This is a genomic window from Spirulina sp. LEGE 11439, assembly GCF_059821285.1.
In genome coordinates this window covers 1-18343 of sequence record NZ_JCAMRX010000044.1, presented here as the reverse complement: position 1 = coordinate 18343, position 18343 = coordinate 1, and the positions used below count along the sequence as shown (strand labels likewise).

17 protein-coding genes and 1 pseudogene are annotated in these 18343 nt (G+C 39.7%); all 18 read left to right on the top strand.

Annotation, left to right across the window (positions count from 1 at the left end; translation table 11 throughout):
• Positions 1-5 precede the first annotated feature (5 nt).
• A complete protein-coding gene (locus AC6RV6_RS22760; protein WP_500243172.1) occupies positions 6-935 on the top strand; it encodes a transketolase family protein in 930 nt (309 codons plus the stop codon).
• A gap of 3 nt (positions 936-938) precedes the next feature.
• Positions 939-1733: a sporadic carbohydrate cluster 2OG-Fe(II) oxygenase gene (locus AC6RV6_RS22755; protein ID WP_500243171.1), complete on the top strand. Its 795-nt coding sequence runs from the start codon at positions 939-941 to the stop codon at positions 1731-1733.
• A complete protein-coding gene (locus AC6RV6_RS22750; protein WP_500243170.1) occupies positions 1730-2128 on the top strand; it encodes an LIC12192 family sporadic carbohydrate cluster protein in 399 nt (132 codons plus the stop codon). The genes AC6RV6_RS22755 and AC6RV6_RS22750 overlap by 4 nt, the downstream gene beginning before the upstream one ends.
• Before the next feature lie 370 nt (positions 2129-2498).
• Positions 2499-4175, top strand: coding sequence for a hypothetical protein (locus tag AC6RV6_RS22745; RefSeq protein WP_500243169.1), 1677 nt, complete (start codon positions 2499-2501; stop codon positions 4173-4175).
• Positions 4166-4900 (top strand): class I SAM-dependent methyltransferase, encoded by a 735-nt coding sequence (locus AC6RV6_RS22740; RefSeq protein ID WP_500243168.1) that lies wholly within the window; start codon positions 4166-4168, stop codon positions 4898-4900. Before AC6RV6_RS22745 ends, AC6RV6_RS22740 begins: the two co-directional genes overlap by 10 nt.
• Before the next feature lies 1 nt (position 4901).
• Positions 4902-5792, top strand: coding sequence for a class I SAM-dependent methyltransferase (locus AC6RV6_RS22735; RefSeq protein WP_500243167.1), 891 nt, complete (start codon positions 4902-4904; stop codon positions 5790-5792).
• A gap of 18 nt (positions 5793-5810) precedes the next feature.
• Positions 5811-6476 carry a class I SAM-dependent methyltransferase gene (locus AC6RV6_RS22730; protein ID WP_500243166.1) on the top strand — a complete coding sequence of 222 codons (666 nt, stop codon included), beginning with the start codon at positions 5811-5813 and terminating at the stop codon, positions 6474-6476.
• 402 nt (positions 6477-6878) lie between these two features.
• Positions 6879-8165 (top strand): TIGR04372 family glycosyltransferase, encoded by a 1287-nt coding sequence (locus tag AC6RV6_RS22725; protein WP_500243165.1) that lies wholly within the window; start codon positions 6879-6881, stop codon positions 8163-8165.
• Between the two features lie 5 nt (positions 8166-8170).
• Complete coding sequence (locus AC6RV6_RS22720) at positions 8171-8869, top strand: class I SAM-dependent methyltransferase (protein ID WP_500243164.1); 699 nt, start codon at positions 8171-8173, stop codon at positions 8867-8869.
• A complete protein-coding gene (locus tag AC6RV6_RS22715; RefSeq protein WP_500243163.1) occupies positions 8866-9744 on the top strand; it encodes an NAD-dependent epimerase/dehydratase family protein in 879 nt (292 codons plus the stop codon). The genes AC6RV6_RS22720 and AC6RV6_RS22715 overlap by 4 nt, the downstream gene beginning before the upstream one ends.
• A gap of 3 nt (positions 9745-9747) precedes the next feature.
• On the top strand, positions 9748-10965 hold the full coding sequence (locus tag AC6RV6_RS22710) for a class I SAM-dependent methyltransferase (protein ID WP_500243162.1): 1218 nt from the start codon (positions 9748-9750) through the stop codon (positions 10963-10965).
• Entirely contained in the window at positions 10962-11504 is a 543-nt protein-coding gene (locus AC6RV6_RS22705; RefSeq protein ID WP_500243161.1) for a WbuC family cupin fold metalloprotein, read from the top strand. The genes AC6RV6_RS22710 and AC6RV6_RS22705 overlap by 4 nt, the downstream gene beginning before the upstream one ends.
• Positions 11476-12741, top strand: coding sequence for a class I SAM-dependent methyltransferase (locus tag AC6RV6_RS22700; protein ID WP_500243160.1), 1266 nt, complete (start codon positions 11476-11478; stop codon positions 12739-12741). Before AC6RV6_RS22705 ends, AC6RV6_RS22700 begins: the two co-directional genes overlap by 29 nt.
• Positions 12731-13816: a DegT/DnrJ/EryC1/StrS aminotransferase family protein gene (locus AC6RV6_RS22695; protein ID WP_500243159.1), complete on the top strand. Its 1086-nt coding sequence runs from the start codon at positions 12731-12733 to the stop codon at positions 13814-13816. The genes AC6RV6_RS22700 and AC6RV6_RS22695 overlap by 11 nt, the downstream gene beginning before the upstream one ends.
• Positions 13817-13832: 16 nt before the next feature.
• Entirely contained in the window at positions 13833-14552 is a 720-nt protein-coding gene (locus tag AC6RV6_RS22690; RefSeq protein ID WP_500243158.1) for an LbetaH domain-containing protein, read from the top strand.
• Positions 14553-14557: 5 nt separating this feature from the next.
• On the top strand, positions 14558-16003 hold the full coding sequence (locus AC6RV6_RS22685) for a PfkB family carbohydrate kinase (RefSeq protein WP_500243157.1): 1446 nt from the start codon (positions 14558-14560) through the stop codon (positions 16001-16003).
• 445 nt (positions 16004-16448) lie between these two features.
• On the top strand, positions 16449-17240 hold the full coding sequence (locus AC6RV6_RS22680; RefSeq protein ID WP_500243156.1) for a TIGR04372 family glycosyltransferase: 792 nt from the start codon (positions 16449-16451) through the stop codon (positions 17238-17240).
• 31 nt (positions 17241-17271) lie between these two features.
• Positions 17272-18343 (top strand): annotated as a pseudogene (locus AC6RV6_RS22675) (ISKra4 family transposase); the annotation flags it as partial.

Genomic DNA, 18343 nt, shown 5'->3' with positions numbered 1-18343 from the left:
TTTTTATGCGAAAAACCGCACTGAATTACGTACATAAATTGGCTCAAAAAGACGATCGTATCGTCTTTATCGGCTCCGATCTCGGTCCGGGGGTACTAGCACCCATGAAAGAAGAATTTCCCGATCGCTTCTTTATGGAAGGAGTCAGCGAACAGCATATTGTAGGGATGGCTGCAGGGTTAGCAATGGAAGGATTTATTCCTTTTGTCAATACTATTGCCACCTTTTTGACCCGACGGTGTTACGAACAGGTAGCCCTCGATCTCTGCCTCCAAGATTTGCCCGTGCGCTTGATTGCTAATGGGGGAGGGGTGGTTTATGCGCCTTTAGGACCGACTCATTTAGCAGTAGAAGATATTGCCATTTTTCGCGCTCTCCCTAACATGACCATCGTTGCTCCCTGCGATGCCGAGGAAATGAGTCGATTGATGCCCCAAACCGTAGATTGGCCGCACCCAATTTATATTCGTTTGGCTAAAGGAGGGGATGAAGTGGTCAGCAAAACCGAGCATGGTTTCACCATTGGTCAGGCAATTCCTTTACGGGAACCGGGAGAAGGCTTATTTATTACTACAGGAGTAATGACTCAAATTGCCCTCAAAGCTGCCGCCAAATTGTCGGAGTCGGGGACTTCCTGCGGTGTTCTCCACGTTCACACCATTAAACCCTTAGACCAAGAAGCTCTGAGTGATTGGCTGCCAAAAGTGCAGGGAGTTGTGACGGTGGAAGAACATACTCGTATTGGTGGTTTGGGGAGTGCCGTCCTCGAATTCTGTAGCGATGAAATGCCCGATCAAGCTGTTAAAATTCACCGCATGGGGATTCCCGATCGCTTTGCCGATCGCTACGGCAGCCAGAATTCCTTACTTGAATATTGGGGCATTACGGTAGACTCTCTCTGCGACGCGATGAGCAAGAAACTTTATCAGGTTTAGAGCGTGTTTTTGACAGAATCCGAACGGGAACTCTCAAGGGAATATACAGAGCAAGGCTATATCATTCGTCCGGTGGCGGATCGGGAGGCCTTCGGGGAAATTCGCGATCGCTTTGTCGGTTTAATTCGAGAGGCTTTGGGACTGAGTGGAGGAGAAGATCCCGAAACGCTGTTCGATCGAATTCATCAACGGGTCTCCGTCCCAGAACTCAATGCTTTTCGCCTGCAAATGATTCGCGGGATTAATGCGATCGAGGAATTTCGTTCCTTGTATTTTCGTGTGGCGCGTCCCTACTTGGAGACCTTGGTGGGGAACGAACTAGCCATGCAATTGCGAGTCAATTTAAGCATCCAATATCCGGGAGATGATAGCTCCTTACTTCCCGTTCATGCCGATACTTGGTCGGGAGATTCACCTTTTGAGGCGGTGGTGTGGTTGCCTTTAGTCAACTGTTATGGGACAAAAGCCATGTACATTCTACCCCCGTCAGCATCAGAACAATTGAGTCGGGAATTCAAGCAGCGATCGGGATCGAGTAGTGAAGACCTTTATAAAGCGATTGCCTCTGAAGTTCAATGGATCGAGGTCAAGCATGGCCAAGTGTTACTCTTCAATCAAGGTTTGCCCCACGGCAATCGTGTTAATGAGGAATCGGAAACCCGGTGGTCGATGAACTGTCGCTTTAAGGGAGTGTTTACGCCTTATGGCGATAAGAAAATCGGGGAATTTTTTGAACCGATCACCCTTAGAGCCGCTTCTCGTTTGGGAATGGACTATCAATTACCGAAAACAACATGATGAAAGTTCGTGGTTACATTTTTAGTCGTCCTTTTATGGGAGAACGAGTTCCTCAACACGTACAAAATTTGGTCATTCGAGATTATTGCGATCGCCATAACTTACAATATCTGTTGAGTGCTACAGAGTACGCAATGGCAGGTTCTCATCTGATACTAGAACAAGTTCTCAACGATTTGTCTGCACTAGATGGAATTGTTGCTTATAGCTTGTTTCAGTTACCTGAAGAGTGGCAAAAACGCCAAGAAGTATACGATCGCGTTTTGAGTTTGCAGAAAACATTTCATTTTGCTGTGGAAGGGTTAAGAATGGGGAAAGACGGGGAATGCGATCGCATAGAAACCCTTTGGCAAGTCCGTCAAACCCTACCGTATTGTTTGAAAACGACACAATGAGTGAGAAAAGTTTGTCATCTATCAGATCTCTAATTCCTAAGAGTGTGAAAGATGGAATTTATAAAATCTACTTATAACTTCTGGGTTCTTCTAACTTTTCCTCTATTCATTTTAAATCTTCTTCTTCCCATTTCTTCTTCCTTCTCGGACTTTTCTTTGAGAATAATTCTCCCAGCTTTGTTCTCCTTGGTAGAGAAACTTGAGATTAGCATCGCGACGAAGTTTACCAATGCTGTGTAAGCTTAACTGTTAAACTCCACTAACCCACTTATACTTACTGTAAAAACCATCGACAACAACATAAGTATTGTTATCAAGAATTCAATTTTTCCTATAAAAACACTTTTAAAGTTTTCCTCTAGATATTAATATGAAACAATTGATTCCCTTGCCTCAAACTAAAAAGCATTATTTATTAGGAATCCATCTGAGTATAATTATTGCTACTGTCCTTTTAGGAATTCTTATCCTTACAGATGCTAGATTAAGTGCATTGCCAGCCAATGCTGGAGATGTTCTTATTCCACTCAACGTTGCAATTAGTAAGTTAGTCTATGGTATTCAAGGTTTAGCAAGTCTAGAACAAGTTTCAGAAATCCTGAATCAAATTCCATCCTCTCAAAATCTAAATCTAGAAGATTCTTCTAATTATCTATCAACGATTAATACTATTATCCAAAAAGCAACGCTAATAAAAAATATCAATCCAAATCGAGTTCACGGATACCATAATGATATTGGCTTTCTGTATTATGGTATCCTTGCTTGCTCATTATTTGGTATAAAAATACAAAGTTTTTCTTATCTCTGGTTTCTTCTGATTTCTATATCAATTTTATGTTTTTTAGTTCTTTTTAGAAAGAACTTGAATAATCTATTACTACTTTATTGTTTACTTGTTTCTATTATTTTAATTTCAATCTCAATTCCTACTGCTGGACCAGAATTCTTGCCTGCTCAGTTATTGGCAGTCTATAATATTCGATTTATTTCCATTATCGGCCTAATTCCCCTAACCAGTATCGTTCTTTCCATTCAAAAATCTCCAAAGGATATTCTGAGTTGGATATCTCTCTCTATTCAAATCTTCCTTTTTGTTTTTATTTTAGTTACAAGATCTTCATCTCAATGGATGTTGATTGCAATATTTTTCTCAGTTATTTATTATATTTGGAAAATTATAAGAAAGCGTAAAACTCATCTTAATCTTTTGAGCAAAATATCAAATGTTAAAGCCATTATTTCACCTATAAAAATTCCTTTAATTATTGGGGCTGTATTTTTGCTCACAAAAATCAGCATAGCGAATTCTTTAGGAAAAGTACATTCTAACGAATTTTTTACCACATCTCATGTTGTATATCACGGTCTCCTTGTTGGAATAGCATCCGATCCCGTTCTCTTCAATCAATATTTCTGCACTGAAAAGCCCTTAATTGATCGATTGAAAGGTTTTCGTCACGTTCCTTGCGATCTAACTTCTGAATATAACTTTCTGTCGCGATTAAAACGTGGAACTTCTCAACAATACCTAGACATGAATGCTTATCACGCTGCTATAAAGTATTTAAGATATCGAGGTTCAAACGAGCAATTAGGTGCTGAATCAGAAAAAAAATTTATTAGATGGCAGAGATATGAGGAAATCAATCGTCAAGTATTTTTTAATATACTCAGACAAAATCCTCTCGACTCCTTGTATGTGTTTGCAATAGTTAAACCTATAGTCTATTTAAAGGAAGCGGCTAAGTATCCCTCATATTTTTGGAAAAGTTTTGGCAGTGCGCCCAATAAGATTACCTTGCTATTGATATTAACAATTTTAGCGAGTCTACACTTATATGTCCTATTAGGGTTTCGTAATCTAAAAATACTCTATGCCGATCGCTTTCTAGAAGATGTAAAAACTTCCAAAAGATTGCTAGTTCTGATGTTTATTTCGAGTCTCGCACTTTCAATCCTATTTTACTGTGAATACTACAGTATTCCAGACTCGGTTACAGTTCTACTTGCATCAATTGTCTATCTTCTTTCAACATGGAAATAAGTACATATCAGATAGAAAGTGAAGTTGAACAGACTCACTGGTGGTTTGTTGTTCGTCGTTATTTATTACGCTCAATTATTAATGAACTCAATTTACCATCAGATGCCTCAATTCTTGAGGTTGGTGTTAGCACTGGCACTAATTTACGCTTGCTGAAATCAATGGGCTTTAACAATTTTATCGGCTTAGATCAAAGTGATGAAGCTGTCCGTTGGTGTAAGATTAAAGAGCTTGGAACAGTCCGCATTGGAAATGTTTGCTCCCTCCCATTTCCAGATCGACAATTCGATCTAATTTTGGCAACCGATATCATCGAACACGTGGATAACGATATAACAGCATTAAAAGAGTTAGAACGAGTGTTGAAGCGATCAGGGCACATCATTATTACCGTACCTGCCTTTCCTTTTTTATGGGGTCTACAAGATGATATTTCTCATCACAAGCGTCGTTACTATCGCAGAGAACTCCTGAAAAAACTTGAAAAATCGGGACTCGATAGTAAGGAAGACTTCTTTTTTAACTTTTTGCTATTTGCACCGATCTGGGTAGCTCGAAAAATCATTCGCATTGCCAAGATTGAACTCCAAAGTGAAAATCAGATTAATACTCGACTACTCAACTCAATCTTGAAAATAATATTTTTCTTGGATGTAGTACTTGCTCGAATATTGCATCCTCCTTTTGGGGTTTCTTTCCTCGTTATCGCCCACTCTAATGAATAAGATGAAAATTCAAGAAGACTTTTTTATATCTCTGACCAATGAAAATGAAACTTATTTGGTTTCTGAATCTGGGATACCACTTTTTGCAACCTCAAATATTTCTTCACAAGGCAAAAGGCAGCAAGAGCATTACGATTGTATTTCAGCAACGTATCTCAAAAATTTAGAATATCCCCACACCCAAGAGTATATGAAATATCTTGATTCGAGTTTTCTGAGAGTGCTTCAAGACTATGAATTAGGTTTTGTAGCCGAACTGTGTTGCGGACATGGTGAAGCACTTGCTTTATTGAAGGATAAAGTGCGAGTAGGCCTTGGTGTTGATATTTCAATCAAGATGTTGGAAGAAGCTCGTCGCTTACTTCCAAGGGAGAAATTTAGCTTTTGTCAAGGTGATGTAACCATGTTGCCTCTTCGCAATGCTTGTGTTGATTCTGTCGTTATGTTCGGGGGGATTCATCACGTTCCAGATCGCGAACGACTTTTCGCTGAAATATTTAGAATACTGCGTCCGGGAGGACATTTTTATTGGCGCGAACCCGCGAGTGATTTTTTTCTCTGGCGATGGTTGCGATTTTTAATCTATCGTTTTTCTCCAATGCTGGATGCAGAGACAGAACGTCCTTTGCTCTATCAAGAAACAGTTCCACCTTTAAAATCTGTAGGATTTAAGTTAAAATTGTGGAAGACGTATGGGTTTCTGGGATTTTGTTTTTTTATGAATAGTGACGTGCTAGTATTCAATCGTCTATTCCGTTTTATTCCCGGAATTCGAGCTTTAACCAGAATAGCGATCGCTCTTGATGAGTTCACTTTAAAACTTCCAGGTTTAGGTTATGCAGGACTTCAATGTATCGGTGTTGCAGAAAAGCCTAAAGAAAATCACTTGTGAAGTAGGAAACATCTACCGATGGGAAAACTCAAAAATTTTGTTACCCCTCTCCACCAATCTACCCAACGCGACTATCTCCCTCGGATGGTAGATGACAAAGTTCATTGCATGAAAGTAGCCAAACAGTACGGAGCGGATTATTGGGATGGCGATCGCCGCTATGGATATGGCGGTTATCGCTATATTCCCGGACACTGGAAATCCGTTGCTGAGGCTCTCATACAAACTTATCATTTACAAGCAGGAGCAAAAGTCTTAGATGTGGGTTGTGGAAAAAGCTTTTTACTTCATGAAATGCTTCTCTTAGAGCCGCAATTACAAATCAAAGGCTTTGATATTTCTGCTCATGCGATCGAGCGTGCTACAAAGCAAGTCAAACCTAATTTATTTTTACATTCAGCCCAAAATCCCTATCCATTTGCCGATAATGAATTTGACCTAGTTATTTCCTTGGGAACATTGCATAATTTACGGCTCTTCGAGCTTAAAATCGCCTTGGCAGAAATTGAACGAGTGGGACGGCAAGGCTATATCATGTTAGAAAGTTATCGGAATGAAGAAGAGTTATTTAATCTCCAATGTTGGGCTTTAACTTGTGAGTCCTTTTTCGATCGCGAAGAATGGATTTGGCTTTACAACCACTTTAAGTATACAGGAGATTATGAATTCATATACTTTGCCTGAGAAATATAAAATATTTTTTTAAATATAAAATTTTGTATATTGTTCGAGAAAAAATTAATGTACTATCGCATTCGTCAAATAATAATTAGCTTGTTTCCACTTCTTGTGGTTCGGCTTATTAGAAGATTTCTTTACCGATTTGGTAATGCTTACTGGTTTATAGTCATCAAAATACGTAATATCGGACTTTCGCTATATTATAGCATTCTGACTGTAATTCAGAAACTCAGAAATATACTGAGACGGCAAACTTTTCGAGGCCAGCAACTTTCTAAAACAGTAATTTTTAAGATCATTGTTTATCTTCTACCCCAAAGAGCTTGGACTTATCGTCAACTCCTCAATCTCTGGCGGGTCAGGACAGATTACTATCAGTATAAAAGTTCATTAGGAAATGAATTTTTGTTATACTTTGACCGTTTATGGGAAATCGATCCCACTTGCATTATTGACTATAGAAGAAATTTATATCTTATCTGTACGCAAAACTATAAAATTTCTGAGATGGAAGGTTATGTTCAAAAGTATCTCGATATACAAGAAAAACTGATAAAATCTTATAATCTTGATAAATTACGCATCCGCTTTTCTCATAGCCCGCTTTTTAATGGTTATAATCTTCATGGTTATTTAGATGCTCATATCAAAGCTATGTTGTTAGGATGGCAACCTCTCCACAGAATAATATTTTTGTTCCCTGATAACCAAAAGATTGCCAATCCTTGTATGCTTGAATATTGGAAAAAATATATTGAATTTGAATTGATCGATCGAGAAAGTTCTACAGAAACGATCGCTTCAATCAAAAAATATTTGGAAGATGATTTTGATTGGGCAGCCAATCTTAAGGGACATGGAACTTATATTGAATATGCAAAATGTATTGTTCAGAAACAGTGGGAAAAGGAAGAGCGTCCCCCGCTTTTGCAACTCACTCCTGAAGATTGTGAATTTGGCTGGAATCAACTTGCAAAGATTGGTATTAATCGAGATTCTTGGTTTGTCAGCCTCCATGTGAGAGATTCTGGATATAAGTTGGGATCCTATTGGGCAAAAGATGAATATGATGATTACAGAAATGCTGATATTGATAATTATCACGAAGCGATAGAAGCGATCGTGCAACGAGGAGGATATGTTATTCGCGTAGGCGATCCTAAGATGAAACCTCTTCCTGATATAGAAGGTGTTTTCGATTATGCTCACAGCGATATCTACGGCAATAGAATGGATATTTTTCTCTTTTCGCAATGCCGTTTCTTTGTTGGTGTTTCATCGGGTCCCATACTCAATCCTAGTCTCTTTGGCGTTCCTACTGTCATGACAAACTATATGCCCGCGATCGCTCGTCCTCATGCCAGTAACTGTCTATTTCTTCCGAAACTCTTGTGGTTGAATAAAGAGAATCGTTACGCGACTTTCCTTGAAGTTATGTCTTCCGAGTTAGGACGAATGTTTACTTCTCACGGATATACTGCACGAAATGTGGATATTCTCGACAATAAACCTGATGAACTCCGAGATGTAATTGTGGAAATGATGGATTGGCTGGATGGTAATTTGGTATATTCCGATGAAGATGAAGAACTTCAAAATAAATTTAATGAGCTGTATCGTCAATACAGTCGCTATGGAGATTTGGGAAGAGTAGGTCAAGCCTTTATCCAAAAATATCGTTTTCTTTTATAAACAAAATGACTTCCCAACAATCCAAAGAAACTCAATACCAGTTTCTACTAGAAATGCAGCAAAATAAAGGAAATATTCCCATGAGTTGTAGAGCAAGTACAATGTGGCGAATAGATCCTAAGTTACTTGTTTTTACTCTTTCTCGCCATAAGTTTGTGGCGAAAATGTTGGCGGGTTATTCTCGCGTTTTGGAAATCGGGTGCGGAGATGCTTTTGCCAGTCGGATCGTCCATCCTGAAGTTGATGAATTGCACGCCATTGATTTTGACCCCGTATTTATCGAAGAGGCCAAGAAACATCTTGACCCCGAATGGCCGGTCACAGTGTCGGTACATAATATTCTCGATAGTCCTTATCAGGTAGGGGAATTATTTGATGGGGCATTTTCTCTCGATGTAATCGAACATATTGCCCAAAAAGATGAAGATATTTATCTAAAAAATATTTGTCTTTCTATTAAGCCCGGAGGAGTGTTTATTTGTGGAGCGCCTTCTTTGGAATCGCAAGTTTATGCTTCTCCAGCTAGCAAAGAAGGGCATATTAATTGTAAGTCTGGCAAAGATTTAAAAAAGCTACTGGGGAAGTATTTTGAGCATACATTTCTCTTTGGTATGAATGATGAAGTCTTGCATACGGGTTTTTCTCCTATGTGTCACTATCTGTTTGTTTTAGCAACAGGAAATAAGCGGGAGAATATAAAATGATGTCTAAAGATAGAGTTATTATTTTGGGTCATTCTGGTTTTATTGGCTCTCATTTGAAGCGGTTTCTTTCCGAATCGGGAAAAAAAGAAACTATTGGACTATCTTTACCCGATTTCGATCTGACCAATATCGATCGCGCTGCGAAACTCATTCCTTTCCTGACTCCAGATAGTGCGATCGTACTTGCGGCTGCAGTTAAACGTCAATTGGGCGATACATTGCAAATTTTTCTGAAAAATATGGCGATCGCAGAAAATATTGGTCAGTTAATCTCAGAACATCCAGTTAGACGCATTATTTTTCTCAGTTCTGCTGCAGTGTATGGAGAAGAAAAAGAAAATCTTTCTATTAGCGAACGAACTTCCGTTAATCCTACCTCTTTTTATGGCATTGCGAAATACAGCGCAGAACGCCTTTTAATGAAAGTCTGTCGGGATAATCAAAAAACTTCCTTGGTTTGCCTGCGTCCCCCTTTAGTTTATGGTTGGGGAGCTAAGGGGCAAAACTACGGACCCTCTGGTTTTTGTACCGCAGCACTCGAAGGAAAACCTATCGTTCTTTGGGGAGATGGGAGCGAGTTAAGAGAGTTTATTTATATTGAAGATATTTGCCGTCTGATCGCACATCTCCTCGATAGTCAGTTTGAAGGAGAATTGAATGCAGTGAGTGGCGATCGTTACTGTTTTGCGGATATTATTAAAATTTTGCAAGCCAAGTTTCCCCACCTACAAGTTAGCAACCGTCCTCGCAGTCGCTCAAAAGCTAATAATGCCTTTGATTCTCGCAAAATTCAATCTTTGCTTCCTTCTAATTTTCAATTTACTTCTCTAGAGGAGGGACTCTCTCAATTGATTGCGTTTGGCAAAAATCTTTAAACTATGAATCTTTCTCAATTTCAACATTTAGAATCTTCCGGAGAACTACTTCTCGATTTGGGATTACAACCCATTTCTAATCGTTTTTTATCCCCGAAAAATTCAAGAGAAATACCGAGATTTCCCCTGCAACTCCGCTTATGTTCCGATACGGGATTGATTCATCTCGGTCAACCTTTTCCGGTTGAAGAGTTAAAACCGCGTTATGATTGGCTAACTTGTTTTGAGCCGGAAGCTCATCTCGATAATTTAGTTGAAACTTTGCTGGCTTTGCCCAATATTGCTAAAGAATCAGTATTTGGTGCTTATAGTTTTAAAGATGACTCAACTCTAGAACGATTAAAAAATCGAGGCTATTCTCAAACTTGGCGTATCGATCCCGATCGCGATCTTGGAATTAAAGACCCTTGTGCCAACGTAGAAACCTATCAATCTGTTTTCACACCCAACATTGCCGAACAAATCCGAGAAAGACACGGTGCAGCAGATGTTTTAATCGTGCGTCACGTTATCGAACACGCCTACAATTTACCTGATTTTATCCAAGCCATTCGCTTATTAATTAAACCCGAAGGATATATTGTTTGGGAGCTTCCCGATTGCGAACGCGCGATCGCTCTTGGAGATTGCACGACGATTTGGGAAGAACATATTTTCTATTTTACGCGCTTTACCTTTCAGAAACTTTTACAGACTGCGGGTTTTAGTATCATTCATTATGAATCTGTCCCCTATGCTTTAGAAAACTCTCTAATTGCGATCGTGCGGGAATCTCCTGCGGGTAAGGTCGCGCCAACTTCCGATGCAGAAGCGATCGCCAAAGAAATAGATCGTGCTTGTCATTTCGCTGAAAATCTCCTGCACCGTCGTGAGACAATCCGGAAAAAACTCGCAGCTATTCGCAAAGAACGCGGGAAAATCACTTTATTTGGGGCTGGACATCTTGCCGTTGCCTTTTTATCCTTAATGGAAGTTCCCGATCTCATCGATATGGTTATCGATGATAATCCCCACAAAAAAGGAATGAGGATGTCCGTCGGTAATCTTAAAATTGTTAGCTCTGACGAACTTTATCGAGGAGATATTCGCGTCTGCTTGTTGGGACTCAATCCCCAGAATCAACCCAAAGTGATAACCAAACATCAACAGTTTATGGATGAAGGTGGTATTTTTGCTTCTATTTTTCCCGGTAGCGATCGCTCATTGGAGAACTTATTATGATTCGGATTCGTAAAGAAAGCGATGAAGTTCTCTATCCAGAAGAAAATATTGTTACCTTGAAGGTTGAGGATTTACAAGAACTGAAGCGATTGGCGATGCTAAATCCTCGCCATAGAATTCGGATTTGCGCTCATCGATCGCCAAGCGATCGCCTTCAGGAAATGTTTATCGTACATGCTAAAGATTGTTACGTTCGTCCCCACAAACATATCGGCAAAGCGGAATCAATGGCTATTTTAGAAGGAGAAGTGGACGTTATTTTATTCGACGATAATGGTTTGATAAGTCAGGTGATTTCTATGGGAGATTTAAACTCGGGCAAACTATTCTATTATCGATTATCCGAACCCATTTATCATATGCTCATCATTAAAACAGATTTCTTGGTGTTCCATGAAAATACTGAAGGTCCCTTTTTACGAGAAAAAACGGTTTTTCCCAATTGGTCTCCTATTGACAATCTTGTAGAAGTCTCCCACTTTATCAATCGCATTAACACTTTAATTCAGAATGAAAACACGAGTTCTCAGACACGATAAACACTGTCGGATTTGCGGTAGCGATCGCCTCACTTTCGTTCTTAGACTGAAAGATACTCCATTAGAAGATCGATTTATTCCTCAAGAGCAATTACATCGCGAACAACTGCTATATCCTTTGGAATTGGCACTTTGTGAAGGTTGTGGCTACGTTCATCTACCTTATATCGTCAGTCCGGAAGCGAGCTATAATGATTACATTTATGTCAGTGGCGTAACAGTGGGATTGAGAAATCATTATGATGAATATGCCGCAGAAATTGTTACCGATTATAAAATTTTGGAAGGGTCATTAGTCGTCGATCTGGGAAGTAATGATGGTTCAATGCTATCTTCTTTTAAAAAGTTAGGAATGCGAATTGTTGGCGTAGAACCCGCCCGAGGAATTGCCGAACGTGCTAATCAGGAAGGGTTGCCAACAATTAATGATTTCTTTACCGATGATGTGGTGAAAAAAATTGTCCGAGATTATGGGCAGGCGAACGTTATTACCGCCAATTATATGTATGCTAATATCGATGATACGATCGCCTTCACCAAAGCTGTTGCCAAATTACTTGCACCCGACGGGATTTTTGTCGTGCAAACGGGATATCATCCCGAGCAGATGAAAATCAAAATGTTTGACTATATCTATCACGAGCATTTTTCTTATTTTACCGTTGAAGTATTAAAAGATATTTTCTCTCGCTGCGGTCTCGAATTAATTCAAGCGATAAAAACAAAGCCGAAAGGTGGTTCTCTGCGTGGGATTGGTCAATTAAATCAAGGTTCTCGTCCTATTGATTCTTCTGTAGATCGGCTAATTAAGGAAGAAAATATAGCTGGCATGAAGAATATTGAAACTTATCAACGTTTTGCCGGGGAAATTGAAAAGGCAAAGCAACAAACGATCGCTTTACTGAAAGAACTCAAAGAATCCGGTAAAAAAATAGTAGGATTTGGAGCTTCTCATAGCACTACTACTCTGCTTTATCATTTTGAACTTGCCCCTTTTATAGAGTATTTAGTCGATGATAACCCCTTAAAACAGGGACTCTATTCTCCTGGATATCACATTCCCGTTTATTCCACTGAGAAATTGTATCGCGATCGCCCAGATTATGCGATTATTCTCGCTTGGCAACATGGGGAAACAATTATCAAAAAACATCGCTCTTTTCTAGAATCGAGCGGACAGTTTATCCTTCCCTTTCCTCAACTGCAAATTCTCGGTGAGAGTACCAATGACAACTAATATTCCGTGGTGGCGAACGAACTTTAATTGTGGGGAAGCCGAAGCGATCGCACGTGCGATCGCCAATGAAAATATCAGTCAAGGACCTATTGTTGCTGAATTCGAGCGGCAGCTTGCAGCTTATCTTGGCGTTCCTTATGTTGTTGCAACAACAAGCGGAAGTATGGCATTAGTGATGAGCTTATTAGTTGCAGGAATTGAGATAGGAGATGAAGTTATCGTTCCCAACCGAACTTGGATTGCGACGGCTCACGCTCCTTTTTTACTCGGTGCTAAAGTCAAGTTAGTTGATGTTGAAAAGTCGCGTCCTATTATAGATGTTAATCAGATTGAGCAGGGCATTAATAAGCAAACGAAAGCGATTATTCCCGTTCATATAAATGGTCGTTCTGCTGATATGCGTGCCATTAATAAAATCGCCCGCCGCCACGGTTTAGTCGTTATCGAAGATGCCGCTCAAGCATTAGGTTCTCGCAATCAAGATGGTTTTTTAGGAACTCAATCCGATATGGGTTGTTTTTCGTTATCAGTTGCTAAGATTATTTCGACCGGACAAGGAGGATTTATCGCAACAAAGAGCAAGGAAACATACGAAAAATTAATTGCAATACGAACGCAAGGAGTGGGAGATGTGGTCAATGCGGAATGGGAGCAACCTGGCTTGAATTTTCGCTTTACAGATATCCTAGCTGCTATTGGGACAGAACAACTCAAACGCTTGCCAAAGCGTATTGAAGCCGTGAAAAAGATTTATCAAATGTATGTAGAAGGACTTAGCGATCTGCCTTTTATCAAGTTGATTCCCGTTGCTTTAGAAAAAGGAGAAATTCCTGTTTATATGGAAGCAATCTGCGAATCTCGCGAAGTTCTGATTGATTCTCTAGCAACTCAAGGTATTCAATGCCGTCCTTTTTATCCCGATCTGAATTATGCAGCATATTTGAATAATTTTGGACAATATCCCTACTCACAGCCCTTCGGCAAAATGGGACTTTATTTGCCATCGGGTCCAGAGCAACCCCTAAAAAATATAAAAGAAACCATCTTGAAAATCAAGCAGTTTTCTCAAATATAAAAGAACTCATTTAACAATGTGTAAAGATAATTCTAATTTAGTAGCCATTGCTGGATTTCATGATGGTTCTGCTGGACAAATAGAAACATGGTTTGAAGCAACTACAGATCTTAAAATTGCTTGTTTTGTTATTGAAAACGATAATTTTCAACAACTCAATATAAACGAAGAAAATAAAAACAGAGTTTGTAAAACAACTGAATTTCCTCAAAATGGACTATTCAAAAATCGCCCTCTGATAACATCTTTACAATGGATTGATATTCTCATCGAGATGGGTATAAATAAAATTCTTTGTCTAGAACCGAATAATCGTAAGCGTCTAGCACAAATACAATTGGCTAGACAGAAGGGTTTACAACTGATTTCAGCTATTCATCCTAGTACAATCATGCTTCCGGAAGCAAAAATTAGCGATGGTGTCTGGATCAATGCGGGCTGTATTATTGGCTATAAAGCAGAAATCCGCTCTGGAGTCATTATGAATACCGGTGCTCAAATCGATCATCACAATGTGTTAGAAGAATGCGCTCAAATCGATCCCGGTGTTGTAACGGCAGGTAATGTAACTTTGAGACAATGCAGCCACGTTCATACTGGAGCAACTATTATTAATAGAATTAAGATTGGTGCTGGTGCAATTGTCGGTGCTGGTGCCGTCGTTATCAAAGATGTACCGGAAAACTGTACTGTGGTTGGCGTTCCTGCGAGAATTATCAAACGCGACAATTATTAAGAATAATGTCTGATAGTGATATCCGTCCAACAACTGTCTTGGTTACTGGCTCCTTCAATATTTTGCACCCCGGTCATTTACGTTTGTTGCGTTTTGCCAAAGAATGTGGCGATCGCTTAATTGTTGGGGTTCACTCCGATCGCCTTGCCGATAATGCTCACCTCCCCGAACATTTTCGCTTAGAAGGAGTTCAAAGTAATAGTTGGGTCAATGAAGCCTTCCTTCTCGATGAACCCGTACCAGAAATCATTGCCAAATTGCGTCCGGATATTGTCGTTAAAGGGAAAGAGCATGAAACATCATTCAATCCCGAACAAGCCATAGTAGATAGATATGGGGGACGGCTTCTTTTCAGTTCGGGGGAAACTATTTTTTCTTCTCTCGATCTCCTCCGTAAAGAATTTTACGAAGCTGAGTTGCGATCGATTTCCTTGCCCCATGATTATCTAAATCGCCATAATATTGAGATTGCAAGGCTTGTCGCGATTCTCAACGGTTTTACAAAGCTCAAAGTTTGTGTTGTTGGCGATCTTATTATTGATGAGTACATCACCTGTGACCCCTTGGGAATGTCTCGAGAAGACCCGACTATTGTTGTTACGCCAATTGATTCCACTCGGTTTGTCGGAGGAGCAGGAATTGTTGCTGCTCATGCCGCAGGTTTAGGTTCTCAAGTAGAATTTATCTCTGTTACTGGTGCGGATCCCGTGCGAGATTTTGCTCGAGGGCAATTGGCCGCAGCTAATGTGAAAGCGACCCTCCTTGTTGACGAAAGCCGTCCCACAACCCTCAAACAGCGATTTCGCAGCAAAGGAAAAACGCTTCTACGAGTCAGTCATCTCCATCAGAACGAGATTGACACGCACTTACAAAATCAACTCTTAGGATATCTGGAAAGGATTGTTAATAATATTGACCTCTTGGTATTTTCAGATTTTAATTACGGTTGTCTTCCTCAAACTGTTGTCGATCGTATGATTTCTTTGGCTGGCGATCGAAAGGTAATGATGGTCGCGGACAGTCAATCATCTTCTCAAGTTGGTGACATCAGTCGCTTTCACAATATGAAATTACTAACTCCCACAGAGCATGAGGCACGAATTGCCACCCGAGATAGTGGGGCGGGTTTGGTGGTCTTGGCTGAAAAATTGCGACAGAAATCAGTTGCTCGCAATATTTTGTTAACTTTGGGAGAAGAAGGAATATTAGTCCATGCTGAAATGGAACAAGAGAATGATTGGTTCACCGATCGCATTCCGGCTTTGAATTCTGCTCCCAAAGATGTAGCGGGTGCGGGAGACTCCTTATTAATCGCCAGCGCTCTTACTGTAGCCAGTGGAGGATCGATTTGGGAGGCTGCCTGTTTGGGATCTCTGGCTGCTGCTATCCAAGTCAGTCGTCTCGGCAATACTCCTATTCATATCCATGAACTCTTGCAAGAACTGAAATAATCCTAATGTAACTCACAATTTATCATTATGCAAATCACAATTATCATTATGCAAATCACAATTATCATTCTCTTCAAAAAACTAATTCCTAAAAATGTTAAAGATTTCATCTATAAAACCTATTAATTCTTTTCTAGAAATCAAACTATCTTGCCAAAATTTTTTCTTAGAGCAAGGCCGGATTCTGTTCCGTTGGATTGTTAGCGTTCTCTTCTCTTGCTATAAAAATTCAATTATTCTCATCTTGCGTATGCTTCGTCCTTTCCTGTTAATTCGGATTGGTCATCTTAGAAGTGATGCGATCGGATATTTTGCCGCGAATACGGAATTGTATCTGTGCGCGCGTGAGTTAGACCATAATAAACCGCCACAAGCATTCTTGGATTTTTGGTTTTACTGGGTAGACGCGCCTGCTCCTTTCGTCTGTAATACTTAACTCGATCGAATGTGGAAGCGAACATTATTGATTTTACCTCGTTCTCTTCTATTTCCCATTTGGCGTTCCCTGCACAAGTCCATACAGAGGAATAAAAGTGAAATTGGCAAAAGCATACACCTTCTCCAAACTTATGACAGGGATATTGATAATCTCTTAAATGTCTTTCCACCTCATCTCAAATTTTTACCCAAAGAAGAAGAACGAGGACAGCGCTATTTACGGGAGATGGGAGTCCCTGCAAATGCACCATTTGTCTGTTTGATCGTTAGAGATTCTGCTTACTACGATGAAATTTTTCCCGATAAGAAGTGGGAATATCACAATTATCGAGATTGTGACGTGCAGAATTATGTCTTGACTGCTGAAGAACTTGGCGATCGCGGTTATTATGTTATTCGCATGGGGGCTGCCGTTCGCAAGTCAATTAATACCTCTCATCCCCAAGTAATTGACTATGCAACTAATGGGATGCGAAATGATTTTATGGATATTTACTTGGGTGCAAAATGTGAATTTTGCATTTCTACAGGAACAGGTTTTGATTCTATTCCTTATATTTTTAGACGACCAATTGTTTATACCAACTTTGTTCCCCTCGGTCTCTGTCCAACTTTTTCTCAAAGGCATCTTACGATCGCTAAAATATATTGGTGTTGTCGCAGAAATAGACGACTCTCTCTCAAAGAAATTTTTGCTACAGATTTGGGATTGTGTCTCAAGACTTCTGATTATGAAGCCAAAGGGATTAAACTTGGGTGCATCCCAGTTTTGCAAAAATCCCCGAATCATGGTAAGTAAAAGGAAGAATTAACTCAAAAAGGGAGAAAAAATGAATCTGAGTACAGAGGAACGAGAAAAAGTGAAAGAGTATGCCAGAGAGATTGCGAAAATCTTACACCAAAATACACCCTCTGACAACCTGAAAACATTTGAAGAAATAGAAATTACATTAAGAGATGAAATTCAAGAGGAAGTTGCCCCAGAAATTGCTAAGATTTTTTTTCAAAAGTTAGCCAAATAGAAATTGGGAGAATGAGAAAAATAAAAACAATTGTTGGAGAGGTTGAAATTACTAACAAACAGGCTGAATATTTTGGTCTTGCTCCTTCTTCTCGTCTGAGTCCAAAAATGCGAAAGAATGCCTTAATGATTTGTGCGAATGAATCTTATCAAAGGGCGGAAGAAGACTTCTGGATTCTGACAGGTATCAAAATTCCCCACAGCACCTTACACAGATTAGTTAATCAGCAAGATTTAGAACTCTCATCATCTAAACTTGGGGTACAAGAAGTGGCTGTAGATGGAGGAAAAATCAGACTAAGAACAGAAGAAAAGGGGAAACCCTGTCAATGGAAAGACTATAAAGCAGCTTGTATAAATGGAGTTTACTTGGGAGCGTTTTTCCCAGAATCTCGAGATTTGATAGATTGGTTAAACTCTCAAAAACTGCTAACTCCTTTGTTTTGTCTTGGAGATGGACATCCGGGAATTTGGAATTTATTTCAAGAGATTGGTCGTGTCGAACAAAGACAGGAAATCTTAGATTGGTATCATCTCAAGGAAAATTTATTTAAGATTAATATGAGCGCGGCGAGCTTGAAAAAGATAGAATCCTATCTCTGGCAAGGAAAAATTGAGAAGGCATTCAAAATCTTGAAAACTATTCGGACTTCTGAAGCTATTAACTTTTGTAATTATTTGGCAAGACACAAAACACGTCTCATCAATTATGAGGTTTATCAGCGAGAGAAAATGAGTTCGATTGGGTCAGGAACGATTGAATCGGGAATTAAACAAGCGGTCGAGGGATGCTGAGGTTTCCTCAGCTTATCCAATCGACCAAGACAATCGGAAGACGTGTTAAGATATCTGGAGCACAATGGAAGGTTGAAAATGCTCCT